General features: G+C 63.7%; 25 protein-coding genes. 19 read left to right on the top strand and 6 right to left on the bottom strand.

Features of this window, described 5'->3' with window-relative positions:
- Window positions 1–474 precede the first annotated feature (474 nt).
- From TSA1_RS36590 to pip, 11 genes are all read left to right on the top strand, one after another.
- Entirely contained in the window at window positions 475–1,896 is a 1,422-nt protein-coding gene (locus TSA1_RS36590) for a TadE/TadG family type IV pilus assembly protein (RefSeq protein ID WP_100181541.1), read from the top strand.
- A 31-nt stretch (window positions 1,897–1,927) separates the two neighbouring features.
- Window positions 1,928–2,464 carry a TadE/TadG family type IV pilus assembly protein gene (locus TSA1_RS36595; RefSeq protein ID WP_245448501.1) on the top strand — a complete coding sequence of 179 codons (537 nt, stop codon included), beginning with the start codon at window positions 1,928–1,930 and terminating at the stop codon, window positions 2,462–2,464.
- Entirely contained in the window at window positions 2,464–3,117 is a 654-nt protein-coding gene (locus tag TSA1_RS36600) for a TadE/TadG family type IV pilus assembly protein (RefSeq protein WP_100180562.1), read from the top strand. Before TSA1_RS36595 ends, TSA1_RS36600 begins: the two co-directional genes overlap by 1 nt.
- 268 nt (window positions 3,118–3,385) lie before the next feature.
- Window positions 3,386–4,057 carry an acrylate utilization transcriptional regulator AcuR gene (gene acuR, locus TSA1_RS36605; RefSeq protein ID WP_100180563.1) on the top strand — a complete coding sequence of 224 codons (672 nt, stop codon included), beginning with the start codon at window positions 3,386–3,388 and terminating at the stop codon, window positions 4,055–4,057.
- Window positions 4,047–5,042 carry an acrylyl-CoA reductase (NADPH) gene (gene acuI / locus TSA1_RS36610; RefSeq protein ID WP_210421918.1) on the top strand — a complete coding sequence of 332 codons (996 nt, stop codon included), beginning with the start codon at window positions 4,047–4,049 and terminating at the stop codon, window positions 5,040–5,042. Before acuR ends, acuI begins: the two co-directional genes overlap by 11 nt.
- Before the next feature lie 19 nt (window positions 5,043–5,061).
- Window positions 5,062–5,637: a peroxidase-related enzyme gene (locus TSA1_RS36615; protein WP_100180564.1), complete on the top strand. Its 576-nt coding sequence runs from the start codon at window positions 5,062–5,064 to the stop codon at window positions 5,635–5,637.
- Window positions 5,638–5,685: 48 nt separating this feature from the next.
- On the top strand, window positions 5,686–6,909 hold the full coding sequence (gene acdA, locus TSA1_RS36620; RefSeq protein ID WP_100180565.1) for a 3-sulfinopropanoyl-CoA desulfinase: 1,224 nt from the start codon (window positions 5,686–5,688) through the stop codon (window positions 6,907–6,909).
- A gap of 34 nt (window positions 6,910–6,943) precedes the next feature.
- Window positions 6,944–7,750 (top strand): CoA transferase subunit A, encoded by an 807-nt coding sequence (locus TSA1_RS36625; RefSeq protein ID WP_100180566.1) that lies wholly within the window; start codon window positions 6,944–6,946, stop codon window positions 7,748–7,750.
- Entirely contained in the window at window positions 7,747–8,493 is a 747-nt protein-coding gene (locus tag TSA1_RS36630; protein WP_100180567.1) for a CoA-transferase, read from the top strand. Before TSA1_RS36625 ends, TSA1_RS36630 begins: the two co-directional genes overlap by 4 nt.
- Before the next feature lie 338 nt (window positions 8,494–8,831).
- Window positions 8,832–8,975, top strand: coding sequence for a hypothetical protein (locus TSA1_RS39460; RefSeq protein WP_161497302.1), 144 nt, complete (start codon window positions 8,832–8,834; stop codon window positions 8,973–8,975).
- A gap of 53 nt (window positions 8,976–9,028) precedes the next feature.
- Window positions 9,029–9,988: a prolyl aminopeptidase gene (pip, locus tag TSA1_RS36635; protein ID WP_100180568.1), complete on the top strand. Its 960-nt coding sequence runs from the start codon at window positions 9,029–9,031 to the stop codon at window positions 9,986–9,988.
- On the opposite strand, the gene TSA1_RS41230 is transcribed toward pip, so the two are convergent.
- The 6 genes from TSA1_RS41230 to TSA1_RS36665 form a co-directional block, all read right to left on the bottom strand.
- Window positions 9,901–10,317, bottom strand: coding sequence for a transposase (locus TSA1_RS41230; RefSeq protein WP_100180569.1), 417 nt, complete (start codon window positions 10,315–10,317; stop codon window positions 9,901–9,903). The genes pip and TSA1_RS41230 overlap by 88 nt on opposite strands.
- A gap of 12 nt (window positions 10,318–10,329) precedes the next feature.
- A complete protein-coding gene (locus TSA1_RS36645) occupies window positions 10,330–10,824 on the bottom strand; it encodes a GNAT family N-acetyltransferase (protein WP_100181543.1) in 495 nt (164 codons plus the stop codon).
- Window positions 10,825–11,189: 365 nt separating this feature from the next.
- Window positions 11,190–11,882 carry a class I SAM-dependent methyltransferase gene (locus TSA1_RS36650; RefSeq protein ID WP_100180570.1) on the bottom strand — a complete coding sequence of 231 codons (693 nt, stop codon included), beginning with the start codon at window positions 11,880–11,882 and terminating at the stop codon, window positions 11,190–11,192.
- Window positions 11,875–12,501 (bottom strand): CatA-like O-acetyltransferase, encoded by a 627-nt coding sequence (locus TSA1_RS36655; RefSeq protein WP_100180571.1) that lies wholly within the window; start codon window positions 12,499–12,501, stop codon window positions 11,875–11,877. The genes TSA1_RS36650 and TSA1_RS36655 overlap by 8 nt, the downstream gene beginning before the upstream one ends.
- 248 nt (window positions 12,502–12,749) lie before the next feature.
- Window positions 12,750–13,001 carry a conjugal transfer protein TraD gene (locus tag TSA1_RS36660; RefSeq protein WP_100180572.1) on the bottom strand — a complete coding sequence of 84 codons (252 nt, stop codon included), beginning with the start codon at window positions 12,999–13,001 and terminating at the stop codon, window positions 12,750–12,752.
- Window position 13,002: 1 nt separating this feature from the next.
- On the bottom strand, window positions 13,003–13,329 hold the full coding sequence (locus TSA1_RS36665; RefSeq protein WP_174719242.1) for a conjugal transfer protein TraD: 327 nt from the start codon (window positions 13,327–13,329) through the stop codon (window positions 13,003–13,005).
- A 172-nt stretch (window positions 13,330–13,501) separates the two neighbouring features.
- Here TSA1_RS36665 and traA point away from each other — a divergent pair, with 172 nt between their 5' ends.
- The 8 genes from traA to TSA1_RS36705 all read left to right on the top strand — a co-directional run bounded on the left by traA (window position 13,502) and on the right by TSA1_RS36705 (window position 22,354).
- Window positions 13,502–16,471 (top strand): Ti-type conjugative transfer relaxase TraA, encoded by a 2,970-nt coding sequence (traA, locus tag TSA1_RS36670; protein WP_100180574.1) that lies wholly within the window; start codon window positions 13,502–13,504, stop codon window positions 16,469–16,471.
- 130 nt (window positions 16,472–16,601) lie between these two features.
- A complete protein-coding gene (locus TSA1_RS36675; RefSeq protein ID WP_100180575.1) occupies window positions 16,602–16,844 on the top strand; it encodes a helix-turn-helix transcriptional regulator in 243 nt (80 codons plus the stop codon).
- Window positions 16,831–17,061, top strand: coding sequence for a hypothetical protein (locus tag TSA1_RS36680; protein ID WP_100180576.1), 231 nt, complete (start codon window positions 16,831–16,833; stop codon window positions 17,059–17,061). Before TSA1_RS36675 ends, TSA1_RS36680 begins: the two co-directional genes overlap by 14 nt.
- A gap of 61 nt (window positions 17,062–17,122) precedes the next feature.
- A complete protein-coding gene (locus TSA1_RS36685) occupies window positions 17,123–17,413 on the top strand; it encodes a type II toxin-antitoxin system TacA family antitoxin (protein ID WP_100180577.1) in 291 nt (96 codons plus the stop codon).
- Window positions 17,410–17,904, top strand: a complete 495-nt coding sequence (locus TSA1_RS36690; RefSeq protein ID WP_100180578.1) for a GNAT family N-acetyltransferase — start codon at window positions 17,410–17,412, stop codon at window positions 17,902–17,904. Before TSA1_RS36685 ends, TSA1_RS36690 begins: the two co-directional genes overlap by 4 nt.
- 17 nt (window positions 17,905–17,921) lie before the next feature.
- Window positions 17,922–19,682 (top strand): recombinase family protein, encoded by a 1,761-nt coding sequence (locus TSA1_RS36695; RefSeq protein ID WP_100180579.1) that lies wholly within the window; start codon window positions 17,922–17,924, stop codon window positions 19,680–19,682.
- Between the two features lie 159 nt (window positions 19,683–19,841).
- On the top strand, window positions 19,842–20,336 hold the full coding sequence (locus tag TSA1_RS36700) for a hypothetical protein (protein ID WP_100180580.1): 495 nt from the start codon (window positions 19,842–19,844) through the stop codon (window positions 20,334–20,336).
- A 1,001-nt stretch (window positions 20,337–21,337) separates the two neighbouring features.
- Window positions 21,338–22,354, top strand: a complete 1,017-nt coding sequence (locus TSA1_RS36705) for a transporter (protein WP_100180581.1) — start codon at window positions 21,338–21,340, stop codon at window positions 22,352–22,354.
- Window positions 22,355–22,410 lie beyond the last annotated feature (56 nt).

Here is a 22,410-nt window from a genome sequence, read left to right on the forward strand (position 1 = left end):
TTGGTGTGCACTGCGCACGTCATGTGCGTCAGGGCATTGTCCACGTTTGCGCGGCGAAGTCTAACGGCAATATGTCTCTCATCCGCAGAGCAAGGCGGGCAGGGCGGTTTGCGCCGGGCACCGTGCGCGGCAGCGTTTTCGGATGCCTGTTCGAGCCGCGCGCACGAAGCGCCTCACGGCCCTCCGCCGGCACGCGCAAATTGTGGCTCATCCGGAAATCTACGGGTGTTTGCTGGGGTTTAGCGCCAATCGCTGCGATTGCATTTAAGCGACATTAATGATGCCTTCTCGATATGAGACATCTCGATCCGCTTCGGCCGTGGTTTGCGAATTGGCCGTAAGCGTTGATTAAGAGAGCCATCGACATAGTCCGCCCGTGATGGGGGAGCGCCGGGATCGAAACCCGACGATCTCTTCCGTCGATTTCACAGGGAAAGGACCGCTGCCGCAACGACGGCAGCCAGGATGAACCTCATGCTCCGCCGCGCAATGCTCTGTTTTGCGACAGACCGGAAGGCCAACGTCGCCATCATCTTCGCGCTGACGATGGTTCCTATCATCTTTCTCCTGGGCATGACGCTCGACTACACGCAGGCCCTGCGCAAGCGCGAGCAGTTGAACGCAGCCGCCGACGCGGCCGCGATCGCAGCCGTGCGGCCGGCGATGCTGACGCAAACCACCAAGTCCGTCATCGAGGCGACGGCGACGGCCGTCTTTGCCGCCAAGGCCAATCTGCCCGGGCTCGCGGCCGTGCCGACGCCGACGGTCACGGTCACGGATGTCGGCCTCGCGCGGACCATCACGGTGTCCTACGTGGCGCAGTCCGTGAACAGTTTCCCCGGCGTCCTCGGCAAGCAGACCTGGCAGGTGTCCGGTTCGTCGACGGCGAAGGCGTCGAGCGCACCCAACATGAACTTCTACCTGCTGCTGGACGATTCCCCGTCGATGGCGCTGGCGGCGACCCAGAGCGACATCGACAACATGGTTCTCGCCACGAAGAACCAGCCCACCTACGCGAAGAATTGCGCGTTCGCCTGCCATGAGGCGCATCCCAACAACGCAGCCCCCAGCTCGACGAACAAGGACAATCTCACGGTCGCGCGTGCGAACAACATCACGCTGCGGATCGATCTCGTGACCAATGCCGTCAAGCAATTGATGGTCGGACCCTGGACCTGCCCGCAGTCGGGCACTTCGGGCGGCGTCATGCAGTGCATGTCGGCGCTCAACAACACGACCTACCAGGCTGCCATCTATACCTTCGACTACGCCCTGAACACGATCCAGACGCTGACCACCCCGACCACCGCCGGCACGAAGATCGGCAACATTCAGCTGCTGACGGTCGATCACCAGAACTGCCCCGTTCTCAACGGCTCGGGCGGCTGCATCTATACCACCGACTACGGCACCGATATCTCGAAGGGGCTGACGGACCTCAACGCCGCCATGCCCAATCCCGGCGACGGCAGCGCGACCGGAACGCCCCAGGAAGTGGTCTTCCTCGTCACCGACGGCGTCGAGGACAAGCTCATCCCGAAGTCGGGGGGCAGCTGCGACCCCAACGCCACCTATCCGCTTCCGTCCGCCAACAGCACGACCGCGCGATGCCAGCAACCGCTCAACACGGCGATATGCGACACCATCAAGAGCCGGAACATCCGTATCGCGATCCTCTACACCGAGTATCTGCAACTGCCGAGCGATGGCTGGTACACCAGCCGTATCGCGCAGTTCAACAATCCGACCTCGTCGACGGGCACGATCGCGCAACGGCTGCAATCCTGTGCCTCACCGGGCCTGTACGCAAACGTCCAGAATGGCGGCGACATTTCCAAGGCGCTGACTGACCTGTTCATCAAGGTCGCGTCCAGCACGGCCAGCCTCGTGCAGTAGGGAAGGGGCCATGTTCGGATCCGCCTCGACAATGAGGAGACGCCGCAATCGCTGCGCCGCTTTCGCGCGGGACAGGAAGGGTGCCACGGCCGTCGAGTTCGCGCTCGTCGCAGCGCCGTTCCTCGCGCTCGTCATCGCGCTCATTCAGACGTTTCTGGTCTTCTTCGCCCAGCAGATGCTGGAATCCGTCGTGCAGCAGTCGGCGCGCCTCGTCATGACTGGACAGGTTCAGTCCGCGCAGATGACGAAGGACGTGTTCAAGCAGAAGGTCTGCGATCAGATCGTGATCCTGTTCAAGTGCAGCGGCCTGATGGTCGACATGCAGGTGGCAACCTCGTGGACATCGGCGAACACGGCGATGCCCACATTGACCTTCGATGCCTCGGGCAACGTCACCAATACGTGGCAGTACAACCCCGGCAATGCCGGCGACATCGTCGTTCTCCGCGTCATGTACGTGTGGCCCGTCGTGCTCGGGCCGCTCGGTTTCAACCTGTCCAACCTCGGCAACGGCAACCGGCTGGTCATGTCGTCCGCCGCGTTCCAGAACGAGCCAGGAGCCAACTGATGATCTCCGCCCTGACATCCCGCGCTCGGCACCTCTTGACCGATGTCCGCGCCGTTGCCGCGACGGAGTTCGCCATCGTGACGCCGTTCATGCTGGTGCTCTATATCGGCGGCGTCGAGCTCGGCAACGGGCTCGCCATGAACGTCAAGGTCAGCGCCACCGCTCACAGCGTCGCCGACATGATCACGCAGAACACGCAGGTCAGCGCGACGCAGATGACCGGCATCCTTGCGGCTGCGGGTGCCATCATGGCGCCATATCCCATCAAGAATGGCAGCGCCTCCTTGATGACGATCACGGTCTCGGAAGTCTCGACCGACAGCAGCGGCAAAGCGACGGTGCAGTGGAGTGCGTCGACCAACGCGTCGTCGGCGAGGACTGTCGGTCAGCAGATGACGTTGTCGTCCTTTACCGCGCCGGGCGGAACCACCAACGCCAACATCTCCCTCATCCTGAGCGAAGTCTCCTACGACTATACGCCCAACCTCGGCTTCACCATCGCGGGCACCGTCAAGCTGTCGGACAGCTATTATCTGTTCCCGCGCTGCTCGACCAACGGCCCGGGCGGCTCCTCGAGTTCTCCCTATTACGACATCAAATATCCGGCGGCCACCTGCACCTGCGTGCAGCATTTGCAGCAGAAGACCTGCTGATCTCGCGAAAGCGAGCCTGATCGAACGGGATGCCGCCGAGTTGCCGCGTCCGACGCGCCGAGAGAAGTTCATCTCGCTAGCGCGGCACGCCTGCAATCGTCTCTGTGCGCATTCCGCGCGCGGCTCGCCGCAGCACCTCGCATTGCTTCACGACATCGGAGCGGGCCCGCCAGGGCAAGCTCGCGTCTCCGCGCCGGTACGCCGGCGGGCGGGGATCGCGTTCAGCCACGGGGTTGATTTAGTAAAACGATCGGTCTAATAAATTCGCATGAACAGCGAAGCCTCGGTTTCAGAGCGGCGTCGGCGCGGTCGTCCTCCGAAGGACCAGTCGCAGCCGAACGCGCCGCGCGCCCGCTTGCTGCGCACGGGCCTGGCGATGTTGACCGAGAAGGGATTCAGCGCCGTCGGCGTCGAGGAGATCCTGGCCGCGGCGGACGTGCCAAAGGGGTCGTTCTATCACTACTTCGGCAGCAAGGAGGCCTTTGGCCTCGAGCTGATCGATACGTATGCCGCCTATTTCGCGCGCAAGCTGGATCGTTGGTTCGACGATGGGACGCGCGCTCCGCTCGACCGCCTTCGAGATTTCATCGCAGACGCCCGCTCGGGCATGGCGCGCCACTTCTATCGACGCGGCTGTCTGGTCGGCAATCTCGGACAGGAGATGGGCGCCTTGCCGGAGCCGTTCCGGCAGCGCCTGGCCGCCGTGTTCAGGGATTGGGAAGCGCGGACCTCCCGCTGCCTCCGCGCGGCGCAGCGCGCGGGCGACATACCCAAGAGCCTCGATTGCGATAGCCTCGCGCATTTCTTCTGGATCGGCTGGGAGGGGGCGGTGCTGCGGGCGAAGCTGGAACGACGCCCCGAGGCGCTCGACGTATTCGCGCGAGGATTCTTCGCGATGATTGAGGCCAAGGACATGAGGACCCACGACCGTGAGCAATAGTTTCAGAGCCATCCTGATCGAGAATGAGAGCGGCAAGCAGTCCGTAAGGCTGGCAGAGCTTCCGCGGGACAGTTTGCCCGATGGCGATGTGACAGTGCGGGTCGCCTGTTCGACCCTGAACTACAAGGATGCGCTCGCCATCACCGGGAAGGGGCCGGTGGTCCGCAAGTTTCCGATGGTGCCCGGCATCGACCTTGCGGGGACGGTCGAGGAATCCTCCTCGTCCGAGTTCAAGCGCGGCGACAAGGTCGTGTTGAACGGCTGGGGCGTGGGCGAGCAGCATTGGGGCGGTCTGGCCGAGATGGCCCGCCTCAAGAGCGATTGGCTGATACCGCTCGAGCCTGCGTTTTCCTTTGCGCAAGCCATGAGCATTGGTACCGCCGGCTACACCGCGGCGCTGTGCGTGATGGCGCTGGAGCGTCACGGCATCAAGCCCGGTCGTGGTGAGGTGCTGGTCACCGGCGCAGCCGGTGGCGTCGGCAGCGTTGCGACAACGTTGCTCGCAAAGCTCGGCTACGACGTCGTCGCCGTGACCGGTCGCATGGAGGAGAGCGACTATCTGACGAGCCTCGGCGCCAAGCGGATCCTGCCGCGATCGCTCTTCAGCGAGCCGGGCAAGCCGCTTGCCAGGGAGCAGTGGGCCGCCGCGGTCGACGTGGCCGGCGGGCAGGTGCTCGTCAATGTCTGCGCGTCCATGAAATATCGCGGCGTCGTTGCCGCCTGCGGGCTGGCCGCCGGCATGAGCTTTCCGGCCACCGTTGCGCCCTTCATCCTGCGGGGCGTCACGCTGGTCGGGATCGACAGTGTGATGTGTCCGCGCGAAGAACGCCGCGAGGCGTGGCGGCGGCTCGCCCGCGATCTCGATCTGCATTTGCTTGATGCGATGACCGAGAGAGTCTCGCTCGAAAACTGCATTCCCGTCGCGGACCGTCTCCTTGCCGGCGCGGTGCGGGGACGCGTGATCGTACCGATCTCCATCGACTAATCTGAAGGATCTCCAGGCCATGACCCAGGCACTCGCCATCAGCCGCTTCCCCGTCCCTGATCTCGCCGACATGCCGGAAGACATCCGCTCCCGCATCCTGGCCGTGCAGGAGAAGTCGGGTTTCATTCCGAACGTGTTTCTCGTGCTCGCGCACCGCCCGGACGAGTTTCGCGCGTTCTTCGCCTACCACGATGCGCTCATGGACAAGCCCGGCAACCTCACCAAGGCCGAGCGGGAGATGATCGTGGTTGCCACCAGCAACCTCAACCAGTGCCAATATTGCGTCATCGCGCATGGCGCGATCCTGCGCATCCGCGCCAAGGATCCGCTGATCGCCGACCAGGTCGCGGTCAACTACCGCAAGGCCGACATCACCGACCGGCAGAAGGCGATGCTCGATTTCGCCGTGCGCGTCTCGACCGAGGCCTACAAGGTTTCCGAATCCGATTTCGCCACGCTGAAATCGCACGGCTTCACGGAGGAGGACGTCTGGGACATTGCCGCGATCACGGCCTTCTTCGGCCTCTCCAACCGGCTTGCCAACGTCACCAGCATGCGTCCGAACGCGGAATTCTACAGCATGGGACGCGGCTGACGGATCGCTTCGGCGAGCACGCGCGTCCGCGCGGAATGGAGAACGGTCATGGAGCTCTCGTCCCAGCAGCTGGCCTTGAAGGAGAGGGCTGCGGCGCTCTCCAACGGGACGATCCGCGGCCGTGCGGCCGACATCGACACGTCGCGCGAATATCCGTGGGACGTCGTCGAGGTGCTGAAGGCCGAGCGCTTCATGGGCATGACCATTCCGCCTGAATATGGCGGCCAGGGCCGGAGCTTCCTCGACACGGTGCTGGTCATCGAGGAGATCGCCCGGTCCTGCACCGTCTCTGCGCGCATCGTGGTCGAGGCCAATATGGGCGCGATCTCGACCGTCATGGCGTACGGGACCGATGCGCAGAAGAAGCGCGCGGCCGATCTCGTCCTGGGAGGCGACAAGCCCGCCATCTGCATCACCGAGCCTGACGCCGGCAGCGATGCCAGCGGCATGACGACCCGGGCCGACAGGCGCGGCAACCGCTACGTGCTCAACGGCAGGAAGCACTGGATCACCGGCGCCGGGGTCTCGCGCCTGCACCTGATCTTTGCGCGCGTGTTCGACGAGAGCGGCGAGGAGCTCGGCGTCGGCGGCTTTCTCGCCGTCCGCGGCGAGGCCGAGGGGCTGCGCGTCGGCAAGCGTGAAACGACGATGGGCCTGTGCGGCATGCCCGAGGGCGAGCTCGTGTTCGAGGACCTCGAGATCACCCCGGACATGGTGCTGCTGCCGCCATCCGGCTTCAAGCGCGGCTTTGCCGATCTCATCAATGCCTATAACAGTCAGCGCGTCGGCGCCGGCACGGTCGCCATGGGGATCGCCGCCGGCGCGCTGGAGCACGCCGTCGCATGGGCCAAGACACGCGAGCAGTTCGGCCGGCCGATCGGCGAATTCCAGGGGCTGCACTGGATGCTCGCCGACATGCAGACGCAACTCACCGCATCGCGCCTGATGCTGCACGCAGCTGCTGCCTCGCGCGGGCCGGGCGGCAGTGCATTCCCCGATCCCACGCTTGCCGCCCAGGCTAAGATCTTCGCCTCGGAAGCTGCCATCAAGATCGTCAACGACGCCCTGCAGGTGTTCGGCGCCCGCGGCTATTCGCGCGAATTTCCGCTCGAACGCATGGCACGCGATGTCCGCATGTTCACGATCGGCGGCGGCACGGCTCAGGTGCTGCGGACGCTGGTCGCAAGCAAGGTGCTGGGCTGGAAGCTGCCGCAGACGCGGGACGGCTACGTCTCGTCAAGGGGCGGCACGGAAAAGGATCGGGACGCGTGACACGTCCTGATTGAAGATCGAGGGAGGTGGAGAGATGACAGACTTCGTAACGCCGCGAGAGATGGCGGAGATGATCCCCTCGGGCTGCAAGCTCGGTTTGGCGCCGGACGATTACGCTGCGGCCCCGGGACTGGTCCGGATGCTGATCGATCGCGGCATTCGCGATCTTCACGTGGTCTGTGCACCGATCGGCGGCATGCAGGTCGATATGCTCATCGGCGCCGGCGCCGTGGCGACGCTGGAGACCAGCGCCGTCAGCCTCGGCGAAGCCGGCGGCGCGCCGTGTTTCAGCCGCGCCGTTCGCGACGGGTCCATTCGTCTCCGCGATGCGACGTGCCCCGCTGTGTTCGCGGGGCTCACGGCTTCGGAGAAGGGCGTTCCGTTCATGCCGATCCGCGGCATCATCGGCAGCGACGTCCTCAAGAAGCGCGACGACTGGAAGGTGACCTCCAACCCGTTCGACGATAGCGAGAAGATCGTCGTGGTCTCGGCGATCCAGCCCGACATCGCCTTGTTTCATGCGCCCGAAGCGGACCGGTCCGGCAATGTCCGGCTCGGGCGCCGGCGCGAAACGATGCTGCTGGCCCATGCGTCCAAGACGGCTTTCGTGACCGTGGAGCGCATCTCCGAGACGTCGCTGCTCGAGGACGAGAAGCTGGCCGCCGGTGTGCTGCCCGCGATCTATGTGGGTGCGGTGGCTCGGCTCGAGAAGGGCGGGTGGCCCACGGGGCTCTACGCCGAGTATCCCAGAGATGGGCAGGAGGTCGAGAAATATGCGCGCGCGGCGCGTTCGCCGGAAGGCTTCCAGGCCTATCTCCGGGATTCCAGGAGCGCGGCATGAGCGAGGCGTGTACCAGCCGCGAGCTGATGATCTACACGATTTCGCGGTTGCTCAGGGGCGTGCGGCATGTTGCGGTCGGCCAGTCGTCGCCGATGCCGGCCGCCGGCGCGATGCTGTTGCGGGCGCTCAACGAGCGTGACGGACAGGAGCGCGTGCAGGTCTCGATCCTCGGCTCGGTCAAGCACAATTCCTTCACCGGCGGTGCCGAGGAGTTGTTCGATTGCGCCGCGCAGGGGCGCCTCGACGCCTTCTTTCTCGGCGGCGGCCAGATCGACGGCCAGGGCAATGTCAATCTCGTCGGCACCGGCGACTATCCGAACAATCAGGTCCGATGGCCCGGCTCGTTCGGTTCGGCCTATCTGTACTTCCTCGTTCCCAGGGTCATTTTGTTCCGCGAGGAGCACAGCCTGCGATCCCTGGTCGAACGCGTGGACTTCGTGTCTGCGCCAGGCGTCAGCGACGAGACGGTCTATCGGCGCGGCGGCCCGCACGCCCTCTTGACCAATGCGGCGTTGTTCTCGTTCGACCGGGAGGCCGGACGCTTTCGCCTGGAGAGCACGCATCCGGGGTATGACTGGCGCGACATCCGAGGCACGACCGGCTTCTCCTACGACAACGAGCAATGCGAGATCACGACCCCGTTGCCGGACGAGGCGACATTGTCCTTGATGCGGGACCGCATTCGCGAGGAGCTGCGCGAATGCTATCCGCAGTTCGCAGGCGGCCTGCCGGGGCCGGGGTGAGGCCGGGTTTTTACTCCGGTTAGCCCCGGCGGCCCCTCGGCTCGGAGTTAGGGCGATCGCATTTGAACTTCAGCAAAGGTCGTCATGCCCGGGCAGGTTTTGACCGAGACAGACACTTAATAACGGTGGAGATTTAAAGCCTGCCCCCGCAACCACTTCCATCATAAATCGCTCGTCGTGGCGATTTAGGAACATCCAGGCCGCCCTTCGGGGCGGCCTTTGCCATTTAGGCTCACGCTTCCGGAGCGGAGCGGCGACCACGTCCCCGCGACCTTACGAGTTCGAATCTCTCGCGCTCCGGTACACGCCGGCACGCTCACGATCAGGAGTTGGGACCTATGACGAAGGCGGTTGAGGCTATCACGTCGGTGCAGCGTCGCCGGCGCTGGACGCTAGAAGAGAAAGAGCGGATCGTGGCTACGGCGCTGAGTGCGGTCGCTTCCGAAGTTGCCCGTGAGAGCACCACCGCTGAACCTGCGTGAGCGAACGCGCGCGAACCAAGCGGTGGTCGGGAGGACGGTGGAGGGTGGACTGAATGCAGGACGATAGATTCCCAGCAATTGAACCGTACGACAGCGGCATGCTCGACGTGGGTGACGGCCATCAGGTGTATTGGGAGTGCTGTGGGAACGCCGCTGGCAGACCCGCGCTCTATCTGCACGGCGGCCCCGGTTCAGGCTTCTCGCCAGGCCAGCGACGCTTCTTCGATCCGGATGCCTATCGGGTCGTACTCTTCGACCAGCGTGGGTCCGGACGCAGCAGGCCGCTCGCCAGCGCGCCGGATGCCGACCTGAGTGCCAACACCACCGCCCATCTCATCGCGGACATCGAAGCGTTGCGCCAGTTCCACGGGGTCGAGCGTTGGACCATCTTGGGCATGTCCTGGGGGACCACCCTTGGCTTGGCCTATGCCCAGGCGCACCCCGGGCGGATCGACGCATTGGTGTTGTCACTCGTGACCACCACATCCCGTCGCGAAGTCAAATGGATCACCCGCGATGTTGGCCGCATCTTCCCTCGCGAGTGGAACCGGTTCGCCTCAGCTGTACCCGACAAATTGCAGCACTTGCCGCTGGCCGATGCGTACGCCACTCTATTGTTTGACCCCAATCCAACCGTCCGTGATCTCGCAGCACGCGAGTGGTGCGCCTGGGAAGACGCGCACGTCTCCCTCACTCCCGGCCACCTCCCGAACCCGCGCCACGAAGATCCGGAATTTCGCCTCCGGTTCGCGCGCCTAGTGACGCACTACTGGCGGCACGCCGCCTTTCTCGGGGAAGACCAACTGCTCCGGGATGCCGCGACACTGAACAGCATTCCCGGCGTCCTGATCCACGGCCGCTATGACGTCAGCAGCCCGCTGGATACCGCGTGGCAACTGTCGCAGCGGTGGAGCACCAGTGAGCTTCACGTCCTCGACGATGCCGGACACGGCGGTAGCGGCACGTTCATCACCGCCGTTGTTGGCGCCCTTAACCGGTTCGTAGCGGCATAATTGGCCGCAGCCTTCACCGGCTTCCAATTACCCACAAGTGCTTGAATCGATTGAGAGGTCTCTATCAAAAATTCTTGAATCGGATGAATCGCTTGCGATTCATTGCTGTGTACCTGAATCGCGGTAGCGAGGTGCTTCAACGACGCCTGGCGCCCACAAGCGCCGCATTCCCACACCAGCCTGCCCGTCATGGGCCACGCCTTTGTGGATCCGCATTTCAGACAGACTAAGCCCTCCGGCCAGCGGCACTCCACCATGAAGCGGATGCAGGCATCCTCGTCGCCGTAGGTTTGCTGGAACTCGATCAGGGATTGCGGGAAGCGGTCCATGGCGCGTTCTGGCTATTCGCCGAGGAAACGGACCATCAGTAATTCGTCGATATAGGTCTGACCGACCTTCAGGGCCCTAGGCTCGGTGGCGTACGCCTGGAAGCCGAGACGGCGATAGAAACGGATGGCGCGTTCGTTCGTCGCGGCGACGGAGAGTTGGACTTGCTCGACCCGCCTCCCGGCATGGGCCAGGACGGTTTTCACAATGGCCTCGGCAAGGCCGCTCCCACGAAGGGCCTCGCGAACATACATCCCGCCCAAGATGCCTTTGTGGCTGAGCTGCGCGGCGCTGGACACGCCAAATCCAGCCATTCCTTCAAGCCGCCCCTCGACGAAGCCGCCGAACAGGCCACCGCGAACGATCTTCGCAGCAAAATCGGCCAGCGTCTCCTTGGCTTCCACCGCATGGACCGAGCCGAAGGCATCGGGATGAAGGCGAAGCCCCTCCAAGCGGATTTCCCGGAAGGCTTCTACGTCACTTGGTTCGAGTTCCCTGACGGTCTGCATCAGCCTGTCCAATCAATTCACCTGCCTGACCTCAACCACAAATTCGACGAATCTATTCATACTATATCTGGTGGCTACCTGACACATCTCAATAAGCCACTGACGATTGGGGCAAGCACAAGAGTGAACGGGAGATCATCCTACGTTTACACGCCAAAAAAGAAGATACGCCAAGCAGTTTGATCGTAATAGATGCAACACAGCCGCGCGTCAGCGTCGTGTACGAAATCCTTAGCCATATCCGAATACTGAAAGTTAAAAATTGATACTTAGACACTGCCCATTGTCGGCACAACGAGCGACGGCGAGGTCTGTCCGACCAACCAATGGCCGAAAACGCATCAGGCCGTTTGTGCTCCGATACTTCATGGCTGGCCCGACTCGGCTTTCACCAGTGTGAACGCGACAAGAAGCGGAACATTAGCCCCGCGTTTGAATAGCTTTTCCGGCGCCGCTCCTTGAAAATCATGTGGCCGCCATTCCCGGCATTGATTGATCGCCAGGCCAACCTTTGCGGAAGCGTTGATGTAGTCGGAAAAGCGGTGCGGAAAGGTCGGCATCCGCACGATGTCGTCGCCCTCGCGGAAATGAGCGCTCACATTGCCGAGCGACAGGAACGGATGGATTTCGATAATCGCGATCTTGCCATTTGCGCGCAGAAGACGGCGCGCTTCCCGCAGCGGCGATATCAGGTTGCCGACATGCTCCAAAGCCAAGGAGAAGAGCACAAGATCGGCAACGCCATCGGCCAATGGCAGGGGATGCGACATATCCTGCTGGAAAAGCGTGAATTCGGGATCGCGCGCGCGGGCTTGCTCCAGCATCCCCGGCGAAAGATCGGAACCGATCAGCTTTTCGGCACCGGCCTGCTTCAATCCAGCGAGATTCCGGCCGGTGCCGCACCCAAACTCAACGACGACCTTGCCACAGGCATCGTCGGACAGATGTTCGATAACCTGGGCCGCGCCGAAGACCATCGGATTGTCGTAAGCATCATAGAAGGAGGCCCAACGGTCATAGGCTTCCGTGACGGATAGAAAGATATGATCATCATTCATTTCTGTTTATCTCCGCTGCTTCGTTGAGCATTTCCTCAAGTTTCGATGCGAATTGCTGAATATGCAGACCATCAACAAGGCCGTGATGCGCCTGGACTGCGAGCGGAAACACAAGGGAATCTCCAGTCTTCTGGAAGCGTCCGACGGCGATGTTCGGGATGGAGCAGTCGGCCAAGCGCGCGATCGGGTGTTGAATGGATGTGAAATGCAGCCACGGCAGGCAGGTCACGAAGAGATGGTCGCGATCTTCCATAGGGCTGAGGCGCAGGTGCTGCGCCTGTCGAGCCTCGGCGCCGTCAGCAAGATAGCGCTTCAGAAACGCGGAGAAGTCATCGTCGAACAGGAAGGTCGAGTAATTTAGGTTTCCGTTCATTCCATCGACCGGATACGACACCCGTAGCCGTTCGACCTGCCGCAGCCGGCCATCAAGGATGCGACGACGGAATGGCCCCAGCGCTAGGGAAGTGCGTGCGATGGCGTGAAGCATCACGGCAAAGGGCGGCACCTTCTTCGCCTTGGCTGTCGCTGCGAAGTCGCGGCATCGGCACTCCGTCGTGATATTGACGACGGGTAGGTCATAAGCTGCAAAGAAATCAAGATGATCTTGGCGGTTAAACATACTGCCTCCCTCCGCGAGAATCCGCCTCACTTTCGGGGCAAGTAGTTTTCCGGCTATGCCGTTCAGCTCCGCCAGAGCATCGTCTTAATAGCATTTGAGAGATGCTCGCGTCAATGAAATGGCGATCTGCATGTCCGGGAACGAGTGCATGGACGTCGACGCGACGAACGTCCTACTTGCCTCTTGCGGCCCCAAAGCTCACCGGGTCCGTGGAGTTCATGACGAAGCATCTATCCGGTGTTGCGATACTAAAGCCGCGCGATGGCGTGTGCATCTCCTTTGCGTTCCATCTCGAACGCCTGCTTCCCCTTTCCGGCCCAGAGCGCCAACGCTCTGTCGCGCTCGTCGCTTTTGAGCTTCTCCGCCATCCAGAGGAGCGCGCCGAGGATGGTGGCGCGGTCGTCGTTGGTGAGGTCGACGATTCGGGATTTGATGACGAGCCCGCCGAGTTCGATGAGGTGCCGCGTGCGCTTGCGGCGTTCGACCTGCCACGTCCGCATGTCATGCCGCGCCCATGTTGCCTGATGACGGTTGCGCGCCGCCCTGATGCGCCGGAGTGCTGACCGGGTCGCGTTCAGATGCCGGTGCAGATCGACGTGCCCCTCCTTGAAAGAATGCTGCGCCCCGTCGCGCCCAGGCCTCCTTTCGTCCAGGGTCCTTAGTCTCGGCGAGCACGAGCAGGGCGCCTGCGAGTTCCTCCGCCGTGAGCGCGTCCGCGCCGGTGGCAATCACCAGATCGCCGAGCTGCTGCACCTTGCGGGTCTTGAGCTCTCGTGATTTGTCCTCAAGTGCCTTTAGCTCCGCATCATAGTCCCGTGGTTTGCGCATCGTCATCTCCATCAGCAGTCGATGGTGGGAAGATAGTTGAGCTTGTTCCGGATGGCTGTAATGTTGCTGAGACAGACTGAGATGGGCTCGTCGCTCCCGAGATTTTTTCGAGGGAGGGCGCGCTTATACGTCGTTCCGACGTGCGCTTCGCCGTGGTGATGTTCGGATCGCGATGGCGATCTATCATCTTCACGTCAAGGTCATCGGCCGCAGGGCCGGCTCCAGCGCGGTAGCGGCTGCTGCCTATCGCTCGGCCTCGCGGCTGCGCGATAACCGGATCGATCGTGTCCAGGACTTCTCCGGTAAACGCGGCGTTGTGCATTCTGAGGTTCTGCTGCCGGACGGGGCGCCCGAGATGTGGGGCGACCGCGAGCGGCTGTGGAACGATGTCGAAGCCTCCGAACTGCGCAAGGACGCCCAGCTTGCCCGTGAGGTCGAGTTTGCCCTGCCGCGCGAGATGACCGAGGCGCAGGGGATCGCGCTCGCCCGTGACTTCGTCGAGGCGGAGTTCGTCGATCTCGGGATGGTCGCCGATCTCAATGTGCATTGGGACAGTGGCGAGGACGGCATGGCCAAACCCCATGCCCATGTCATGCTCACCATGCGTTCGGTTGACGAGGACGGCTTCGGTCCGAAGGTGCGGGAGTGGAACGCGACCGAGATGGTCGAGCGCTGGCGCGAACGCTGGGCGGCGCTCGCCAATGAGCGGCTGGCCGAACTCGACATCGACGCGCGCATCGATCATCGCAGCCTGGAAGCGCAGGGCATCGAGCTCGAGCCGCAGAGCCAGATCGGCGCGCCCGCCCGGAGGATTGAAGCGGAAGGGATCGAGGCAGCCGATCGGGCAGAGCTGCACCGCGAGATCGCGCGCGGCAATGGCGCGCGGATCATCGCCGATCCGGCGCTGGCACTGGACGCCATCACCCACCAGCAATCGACCTTTACCCGGCGTGACATGGCGCGCTTCGCGCATCGCCATAGCGACGGTATCGAGCAGTTCAACGAGGTGATGGGCGCAATGGGCTGCGCGCCCGATCTTGTCGAGCTGGGCAAGGATAGACGCGGCGAGGCCCGCTTCGCCACGCGGCAGATGATCGAGGCCGAGCAGCGTCTACATAGGGCTGCCGCGTTGATGGCAGAGGGCGAGCGTCATGCGGTGAGGGATGGCGACAGGAAGGCGGCACTGGCGCGTGCCGAACAGCGGGGCCTCGTTCTGTCTGGCGAGCAGTCGGACGCGCTGGCGCACATCACCGGCACGCGCGATCTCGGCATCGTCGTCGGTTATGCCGGGACGGGGAAAAGCGCCATGCTGGGTGTTGCGCGCGAAGCCTGGGAGGCGGCGGGCCTGGAGGTGCGCGGCGTCGCCCTTTCCGGTATCGCGGCGGAGAATCTGGAGAGCGGATCGGGCATTGCGTCTCGCACCATCGCCAGCCTGGAACATGGCTGGGGACAGGGTCGGGATCTGCTCACCTCACGCGATGTTCTGGTGATCGACGAGGCTGGCATGGTCGGCACGCGCCAGCTGGAGCGCGTGCTCTCCCATGTCGCTGACGTTGGCGCCAAGGTGGTGCTGGTCGGCGATCCGCAGCAACTGCAATCGATCGAGGCGGGTGCGGCGTTCCGCTCGCTTGTTGAGCGTTATGGCGGTGCGGAGATCAGCGAGGTACGCCGCCAGCGCGCGTACTGGCAGCGCGACGCCACGCGGGATCTGGCGTCCGGCCGGATCGGCGATGCCATTCAGGCTTATGACAGGGGTGGCATGGTCCATGCAGCTCAGACGCGAGAACAGGCGCGGGACGAACTGATCGACCGCTGGGACCGTGACCGGCAGGTCGCACCAGACCGAAGCCGTATCATCCTCACTCACACCAATGACGAGGTGCGCGCCCTCAACCAGGCCGCCCGCGAACGCATGCGGGAGGCAGGTGAACTCGGGGAGGAAGTGCGCGTCACCGTGGAGCGCGGCGCGCGTTCCTTTGCCCGCGGCGACCGTGTGATGTTCCTGCAGAATGAGCGCGGGCTGGGCGTGAAGAACGGCACGCTCGGCACCCTCGAGCAGGTCAGCGCGCAGTCCATGTCGGTGCGTACCGATGAGGGCCGATCCATCGCCTTTGATCTGAAGGACTACGATCGCATCGACCATGGCTATGCCGCCACCATCCACAAGGCGCAGGGCATGACGGTCGACCGCACCCATGTGCTGGCCACGCCCGGCCTGGATGCCCATTCCAGCTATGTCGCCCTCTCGCGCCACCGCGACGGCATGGAGCTGCACTATGGCCGCGACGACTTCGCGGATGGGGACAGGCTGGTGCGCACCTTGTCGCGTGACCGCGCCAAGGACATGGCGTCGGATTATGCGCGCTCCGATCCGGCGCAGGACTATGCCGAGCGCCGCGGCATCACCTTCCGCGAGCGTGTCGTCGAGATCGTCAAGACGATCGTGCCGGAACAGCTCCGCGAGCGCATCGGCGACATGATAGAGGCCGTGCGCTCACCCTCAGACGGCACACAGATGCCAGAGCGGGCAGCGCCGGACAGGAAGGTGGCGGAAGACCCGGAGGACGCGTTGCGCAGCGCCCGCAGGCGGGCGCTTGTCCGCCACGCCCGCGCGTCCGCTGCCATCATCGAAGCCAAACAACAGGGCCTTGCGCCTTCCGTCGAGCAACGGCGCGAGCTCAGCGCGGCAAGGCGCGCATTCGATGAGGTGCGGCCCTACGGCTGGCAGGATGCGGAAGCCGCCTACAGCAAGGATAACAGCCTCGCGCGCGAAACAGGCTCCGGTAGTATCGGCCGCGCCGTTCGCGCCCTCCAGTTTGAAACGGAAATCCGCACCGGACGCGACGCCGGCTTTGGCACGGACCTCGGCCAGCGCGCCGATCGCTTTGTCGAGCGCTGGCAGAAGCTGGACCGACAGCGCCAGCACCAGTACGCGCAAGGCGACTATGCCGGCTACAAGACAACCCGCATTCAGATGGGCGACATGGCGCGGAGCCTGGAGCGCGATCCGCAACTGGAATCCATTCTTGCGGGCCGCAAGAAAGACCTCGGCATCGGGATCGAAACAGGCAGCAGCCTCGGCCGGGAACTGGCCTTCACGCACGGCATCGACCTAGGCAGAGGCCGGAGCATCGGACTGTAGAATCATCCTATTTTCCGCCGTTTGTACGCCGTAGCGTTAAGCCAGCTAAATGCCTCTTGCAAAACGATAAATCGTTGTTCTGTCTGGTCTCGGAAGCCGTCAGAAACAGCCGGTAGGAGGCAGCGCAGCCATGCAGACACCAGAGCGTATCATCCGCCTTAAGACCGTGCTCGCTCGCACCGGCCTGTCCCGCTCCACCATCTACCGCAAGATCGCCGAGGGGACCTTCCCCGCTCAGCTCAAGATCAGCACCAACGGCGCCGGCTGGCGGGAATCCGACATCAACCGGTGGGTCGCCCACCCCGTCGAGTGGCGTGCCGTCAATGACAACGAAGACCCCGGCGGAAAGGCGGGCAACCATGACGCCGGCTGACCCGTCTGATCCCGAAAGGCATCCCGTCGCGGCCAACGATAACGGCGACGCGGACAACCCCAACCCCGAGGCGCTGCGCAAGGTCAACGATGTCGTCCTCCAACTTGCGCGCATCATCGGCCGCCGCATGGCGCGTGAGGATTTTGCCGCGCACATCGCCGCCGCCAATGACAACACGCCCAAATCCGGCGACGAGCCTGGCAGCGGGGACACGTAATGCGCTCAAACGTCTTGACAATGTCTGGCATTTCGGCAGGGTGCGTTGAGGAGGCAGTCTCATGGCCACACGCATCACCCGCACCGAAAAGCTCGATCTCCGCCTGACGGCGGAGGCTAAGCATACCCTGGCAGCCGCGGCGCAGGCGCAACGCCGCTCGCTAAGCGAGTTCGTGCTTGAAAGCGCGCTCGGCAGGGCCGAGGAAGCCCTTGCCGACCGTCGCGTTTTTCAGCTTCCGCCCGAGAAGTGGGAAGCTTTCATCGCGGCCCTAGACGCCCCGCCGCGCGATCTGCCGCGTCTGCGCAAGCTTCTGAACGAGCCCAGCGTCTTTTCGGGCGATAAGCGCGCGTGACGGGCTTTCGGATCGAAAAGCTGCATCGCCGTCATTCCGTCGAGACCTTCGATTGTGGTGAGGGAGCGCTGAACCGCTTTCTGGTTCGCTTTGCCCTTCCAAACCAGATGGCGAACGCCTCACAGACCTATGTTGGCCTCGCGGATGACGATTCCATCGTGGGCTTTCATACGCTCGTTGTCGGCGAGGTTGGCTATGAGGGCGCGCCGGAACGGCTGACCAAGGGATTGGCCCGGCATCCCGTACCGGTCATGCTGCTGGCCCGGCTTGGGGTCAGCGAGCAGTGGCAAGGCAAGAGGATTGGCGCGGGGCTGTTGCGCGACGCCATTCTGCGCACGCTGCAAGTGGCCGACATCGCCGGTGTCCGCGCGCTCGTGGTTCACGCCAAGAACGACGCCGCGCGTTCATTTTACGAGCGGTTCGACTTCCAGCCGTCTCCCACTGATCCGCGGCATCTGTTCGCACTCATCAAGGATTTGAAGAACCTGTAGACAAGAAAGACACCGCCATGCCCCGCGTTGCACTCTATGCCCGCTATTCCTCAGACAACCAGCGTGATGCTTCCATCGAAGACCAGTTGCGCCAGTGCCGCGAGCGCGCGGCGCGTGAGGGCTGGACCGTGGAGGACAGCTATTCCGACCGTGCCATCTCCGGCGCATCGCTGATCCGTTCGGGCATCCAGTCCCTGCTGGCCGATGCACAGGCTGGCCGTTTCGACATGGTGCTGTCGGAGGCGCTGGACCGCATCAGCCGCGATCAGGAAGATGTGGCGGGTGTCTTCAAGCGCTTGCGCTTCGTGGGCGTGACGATCTTCACCCTGTCGGAAGGCGAGATCAGCGAGCTTCACGTCGGCCTCAAGGGCACCATGAACGCCCTGTTCCTGAAAGACCTCGCGCTCAAGACCCATCGGGGCATCCGGGGCCGCGTCGAGGCGGGCAAGATCGGCGGCGGAAACGCCTATGGCTATCGCGTCGTCAAGACGCTGGACGCGAGCGGCGAGCCGGTCCGAGGCGAGCGCGAGATCGTCGAGGAGCAAGCCGAGATCGTGCGACGCATCTTCCGCGAATATGTCGCCGGCAAGGGACCGCAGAAGATCGCCGCCGACCTCAACCTCGAGGGCATCCCTAGCCCGGCCGGCAAGCGCTGGTCGGACACCACCATCCGCGGCAACCGCGCCATCAGTTCCGGCATTCTCAACTGCGAGCTTTACATCGGCGTCATCCGCTGGAACCGGCAGCGCCAGATGAAGAACCCGGACACCGGCCGCCGCGTCCTGCGTCTCAATCCCGAAAGCGAATGGATACGCTCTGAGGTTCCCGGGCTTCGCATCGTGCCGCAGGAGCTATGGGAGGCCGCCAAGGCGCGGCAGGACCATCTGACCGGCCTCTACACCAGGCAGATCGAGGGCGCTCGCGAGGGTATCCGCCGCGTCGTCGCCAACGGAGGTCTTAACGCCACGCACCGGCCGCGCAGGCTGTTGTCCGGCCTGCTCTTCTGCGGCTGCTGCGACGGCTCCTATGCGCGGCGCGGCCAGGACCGCTACGCTTGCACCAATCATGTGTTGTCCAACGGCTGCGACAATGCCCGCACCATCGACCGCAAGGTGCTGGAGTGCCGCGTGCTCGCCGGTCTGCGCGACCGCCTGATGGCGCCTGAGGCCGCAGCCGAAGCCATGCGCGCCTACGCGCAGGAAACCAACCGTCTCAACCGCGAGCGCCGCAACTCGGGCGAGACGACCCATCGCGCGCTTGCCAACACCGAGAAGGCCATCAAGGAGATCGTCCGCGTTATCGAGCAAGGCGGCTATCATCGTGCCCTGTCCAACCGGCTGACCGAGCTTGAAGCCAGGCAGGCCGAACTCAACGCGCGTCTATCGGAGGTTCCCGTCGATCTGCCCGACATCCATCCCAACATAGGCGACATCTACCGGCGCAGGATCGAGCGCCTGACCGAAGCGCTTAATCACGCCGACGACGCCCGCGAGGCTGCCGAGGCACTACGCGAAGTCATCGACCGCATCGTCATCAGCCCCGGCGAGAAGCGCGGCGACCTCCAGATCACCCTGCACGGCGATCTCGACACCATCATCGACTGGGTCGCGCGCGCCGCCAAATCAGGCTACAAGGCCAAGCTCAAAATCACATCATCCCGATTGTCGGTCTCGGTAAAAGGCCGGGCTTGTCCCGGGCATCCACGTTCTTTGTGCTGCGTGGCGGCGTGGATGGCCGGGACAAGCCCGGCCATGGCGATCTGGGACTATCGTGCCTAGAGTGAACAGCTCGAAAGCGATAGCTCCGGCCCGGGGGAGGGCAGCCCGGTCCCGGCAACGTTCAGGCAATCTCCGCAACATTTCTAAACATCTTCGTCAACATCCCGCGGCTGTCCGGGTGTAGGACGCGCCGAGACTTCACGAATCAGGATTGACAGAATGCGATTGAAGAGTTCGGCGGCGCGCATGGGCATTGGCGCGGCCTGCCTCGTGCTCGTCGGCACCAGCGCCGTGCGCGCAGAGGCCGTGTTCGACGGTCTGGCCGGCGCATGGTCGGGCATCGGCACGATGAAGCCGTCCGACGGTCCGCGTGAGAAGGTCCGCTGCAAGGTGGCGTACAACGTCACCAGGCCGGGACGGTCGTTGACGCTCGATCTGCGTTGCGCGAGCGATGCGTACAAGATGGTCCTGTCCGCCAACATCGAGCAGAGTGGGACGGAGCTTTCCGGCAACTGGTTCGAGAGCGAATACCGACAGGGCGGCAAGGTCTACGGCAGCAACAAGGACGGCTTGATCGAGGCGCGAATTGAGGGAAACACGGTGGCCGCCCTGGTGACGATCCAGACCAGGAGCAATCACCAGTCTTTCCTGATGGAGGCGCCGGGCTCCTGGATGTCGGAAGTCGCGATCGAATTGAACAAGGACGCCAGGTGACTTCGATCGCTTGAGCTCGATCCCTGCTCATTCCCCTCAGATCCTTCTCCAAGTTCTCTCGCCTGAGGACCGTCGTCTCGCACCCCGACGTTGGCACCCCCAACTGGCGGCGGTCCTCTCTCCCGTTTCAGCGTCCTCCCCAACTGTGACGGTCGATTGCCGGCACAGAAGGGGCGGCGGGTACCCGGGAAGAGCACCCTCGGACCAGGGGGACAAGAATTCGCTTTACAAGAATTCGGAAATATCGCATATTTCACCCATCCCGCCCGCCGCAAGGGGCGTTTCGCGATCGTCACGAGACGCGGGCCGGGAGGCGGTGGCCGCGACGGCGTCGGCGCGCCGGGTCGGCTGCAGGGCGGGACTTCCCGTGAGCAGCAGCCCGCGCGATACGACACGGCGCTGACAGCGTCCTCGTTCGGCCGCGATGGCGAGCGCACGCCAGCCGTCGCGGACAGGGGCTGAGGATGTGCGCGGCGGCAAAATCGTGTGGTCCTGACGCCCGGGGTCTGTGCGTCAAGTGTTGCGGTGATGTCGCGGCCCAACCGGGTCCGCGCATCAGCCATCCGCAAGGCGACGGGGGCAATAGTGCATCGCTCCCCGGGGAGAGCGCGACATAAGCCGTAAAACCATCCGCGCAGGGAAGGCCGGGCGACCGGCAACACCTGTGGTCCACCCCGTGCGCGTCTTTGTTCGCACGCGGGACTTCGGGTGCCAGCCGGCGCCCGGCCTTCCCTGCGCCCTTTCTGATCGAGAGGGCGCAACGAAGAGAGCAAAGCTCGGGCGAAATCAGCCGCGAGAATGCGCAAGTGCGTCTTCCGGAAAGATCATGTCTTGTGGATGCTCGTGCCACGGAGGCCGGCAGCTGCGATCGGGCCGGCGGCGGCATCAGGCGCCATCATCAAGCTGTAACACTGGCGTAATTGAGTACCCCGCATGGATCCGGAAAAGATGCCGTCAGCCATCTTCCGGAATGGGACAGTCGTTGACGGTTGGGGCTATCCATGGCTGAGCCGGCAAAGCTTGTCAGCGCGATAGAGGAGGCCGACCCGGCCATTCCCGGTCTGGTCTGGGCCTTCCGTCTGCACAGTGACGGCAGCGCCGAGGCGCTGCCGATCGACCGGCCGATCGAATTCAGCCATGACGGCCGGCTCTGGCTGCATTTCAATTTGACGGACGGTCGGGTGCGTCCGTGGATCGCGTCGTCGCAGCTGCCGCCGCTTGCGCGGGAGCTGCTGCTGTCGAACGACACGTTCCAGCAGCTTCACGTCATCGACCACTGCGTCTACGGCGTGTTCTCCGATCTCATCCGCGACATCGACAGCGCGACGGAAGAGACTGCGTTCCTGCGCTTCGCCATGACCGAGCGTCTTCTGATCAGCGGCCGCCATCAGGCGCTGTGCTCGGCGGACGCAACGCGGCGCGTGCTCGAAGGTGGCTATCGCGTCGACAATGTCGCCCATCTCCTGGAAAAGATCGTCGACGAGGTCGCCGATACGCTGGATCGGATGGCCGACAAGCTCGGCCAGGAGATCGACGACATCGAGGAACGGATTCTCGCCGACGACGTAAGGCCGGAGATGCGCCGCAACCTCGGCCGTCTGCGCCGGACCTGCGTCAGGCTGCATCGCCAGCTCACCGGGTTGCGCGTGCTGTTCCATCGCCTCGACCAGAAGAACACGGACCGTCTCTCACCCGCGTTGCGGATCCAGGCCGGCAAGCTGGCGCAGCGGCTCGACGGGCTCGATCACGACATCGTCGAGCTCCGCGAGCGCAGCCGGCTGCTCGAGGAGGAGCTGCGCTTCAAGAACGAGGAGGAGAGCAATCGTCATCTGCACACGCTCTCGATCGTGACCTCGTTGCTGCTGCCGCCGACGCTGATCACCGGCATTTTCGGCATGAACACCAAAGGCTTGCCGCTGACCGACGTCGAGAGCGGATTTCTGTGGGCCGCGATGCTGATGGCGTCATCCGTCGGTGCGGCCTATCTGTTCATGCGGCGCACAGGCATTTTCAAATAGCGCGCGCCGATCGTGAGCTGGAGGACCCGAACAACCCTGGCTGCAATCGCGCTGGC

The organism is Bradyrhizobium nitroreducens (genome assembly GCF_002776695.1).
GTDB lineage: Bacteria > Pseudomonadota > Alphaproteobacteria > Rhizobiales > Xanthobacteraceae > Bradyrhizobium > Bradyrhizobium nitroreducens.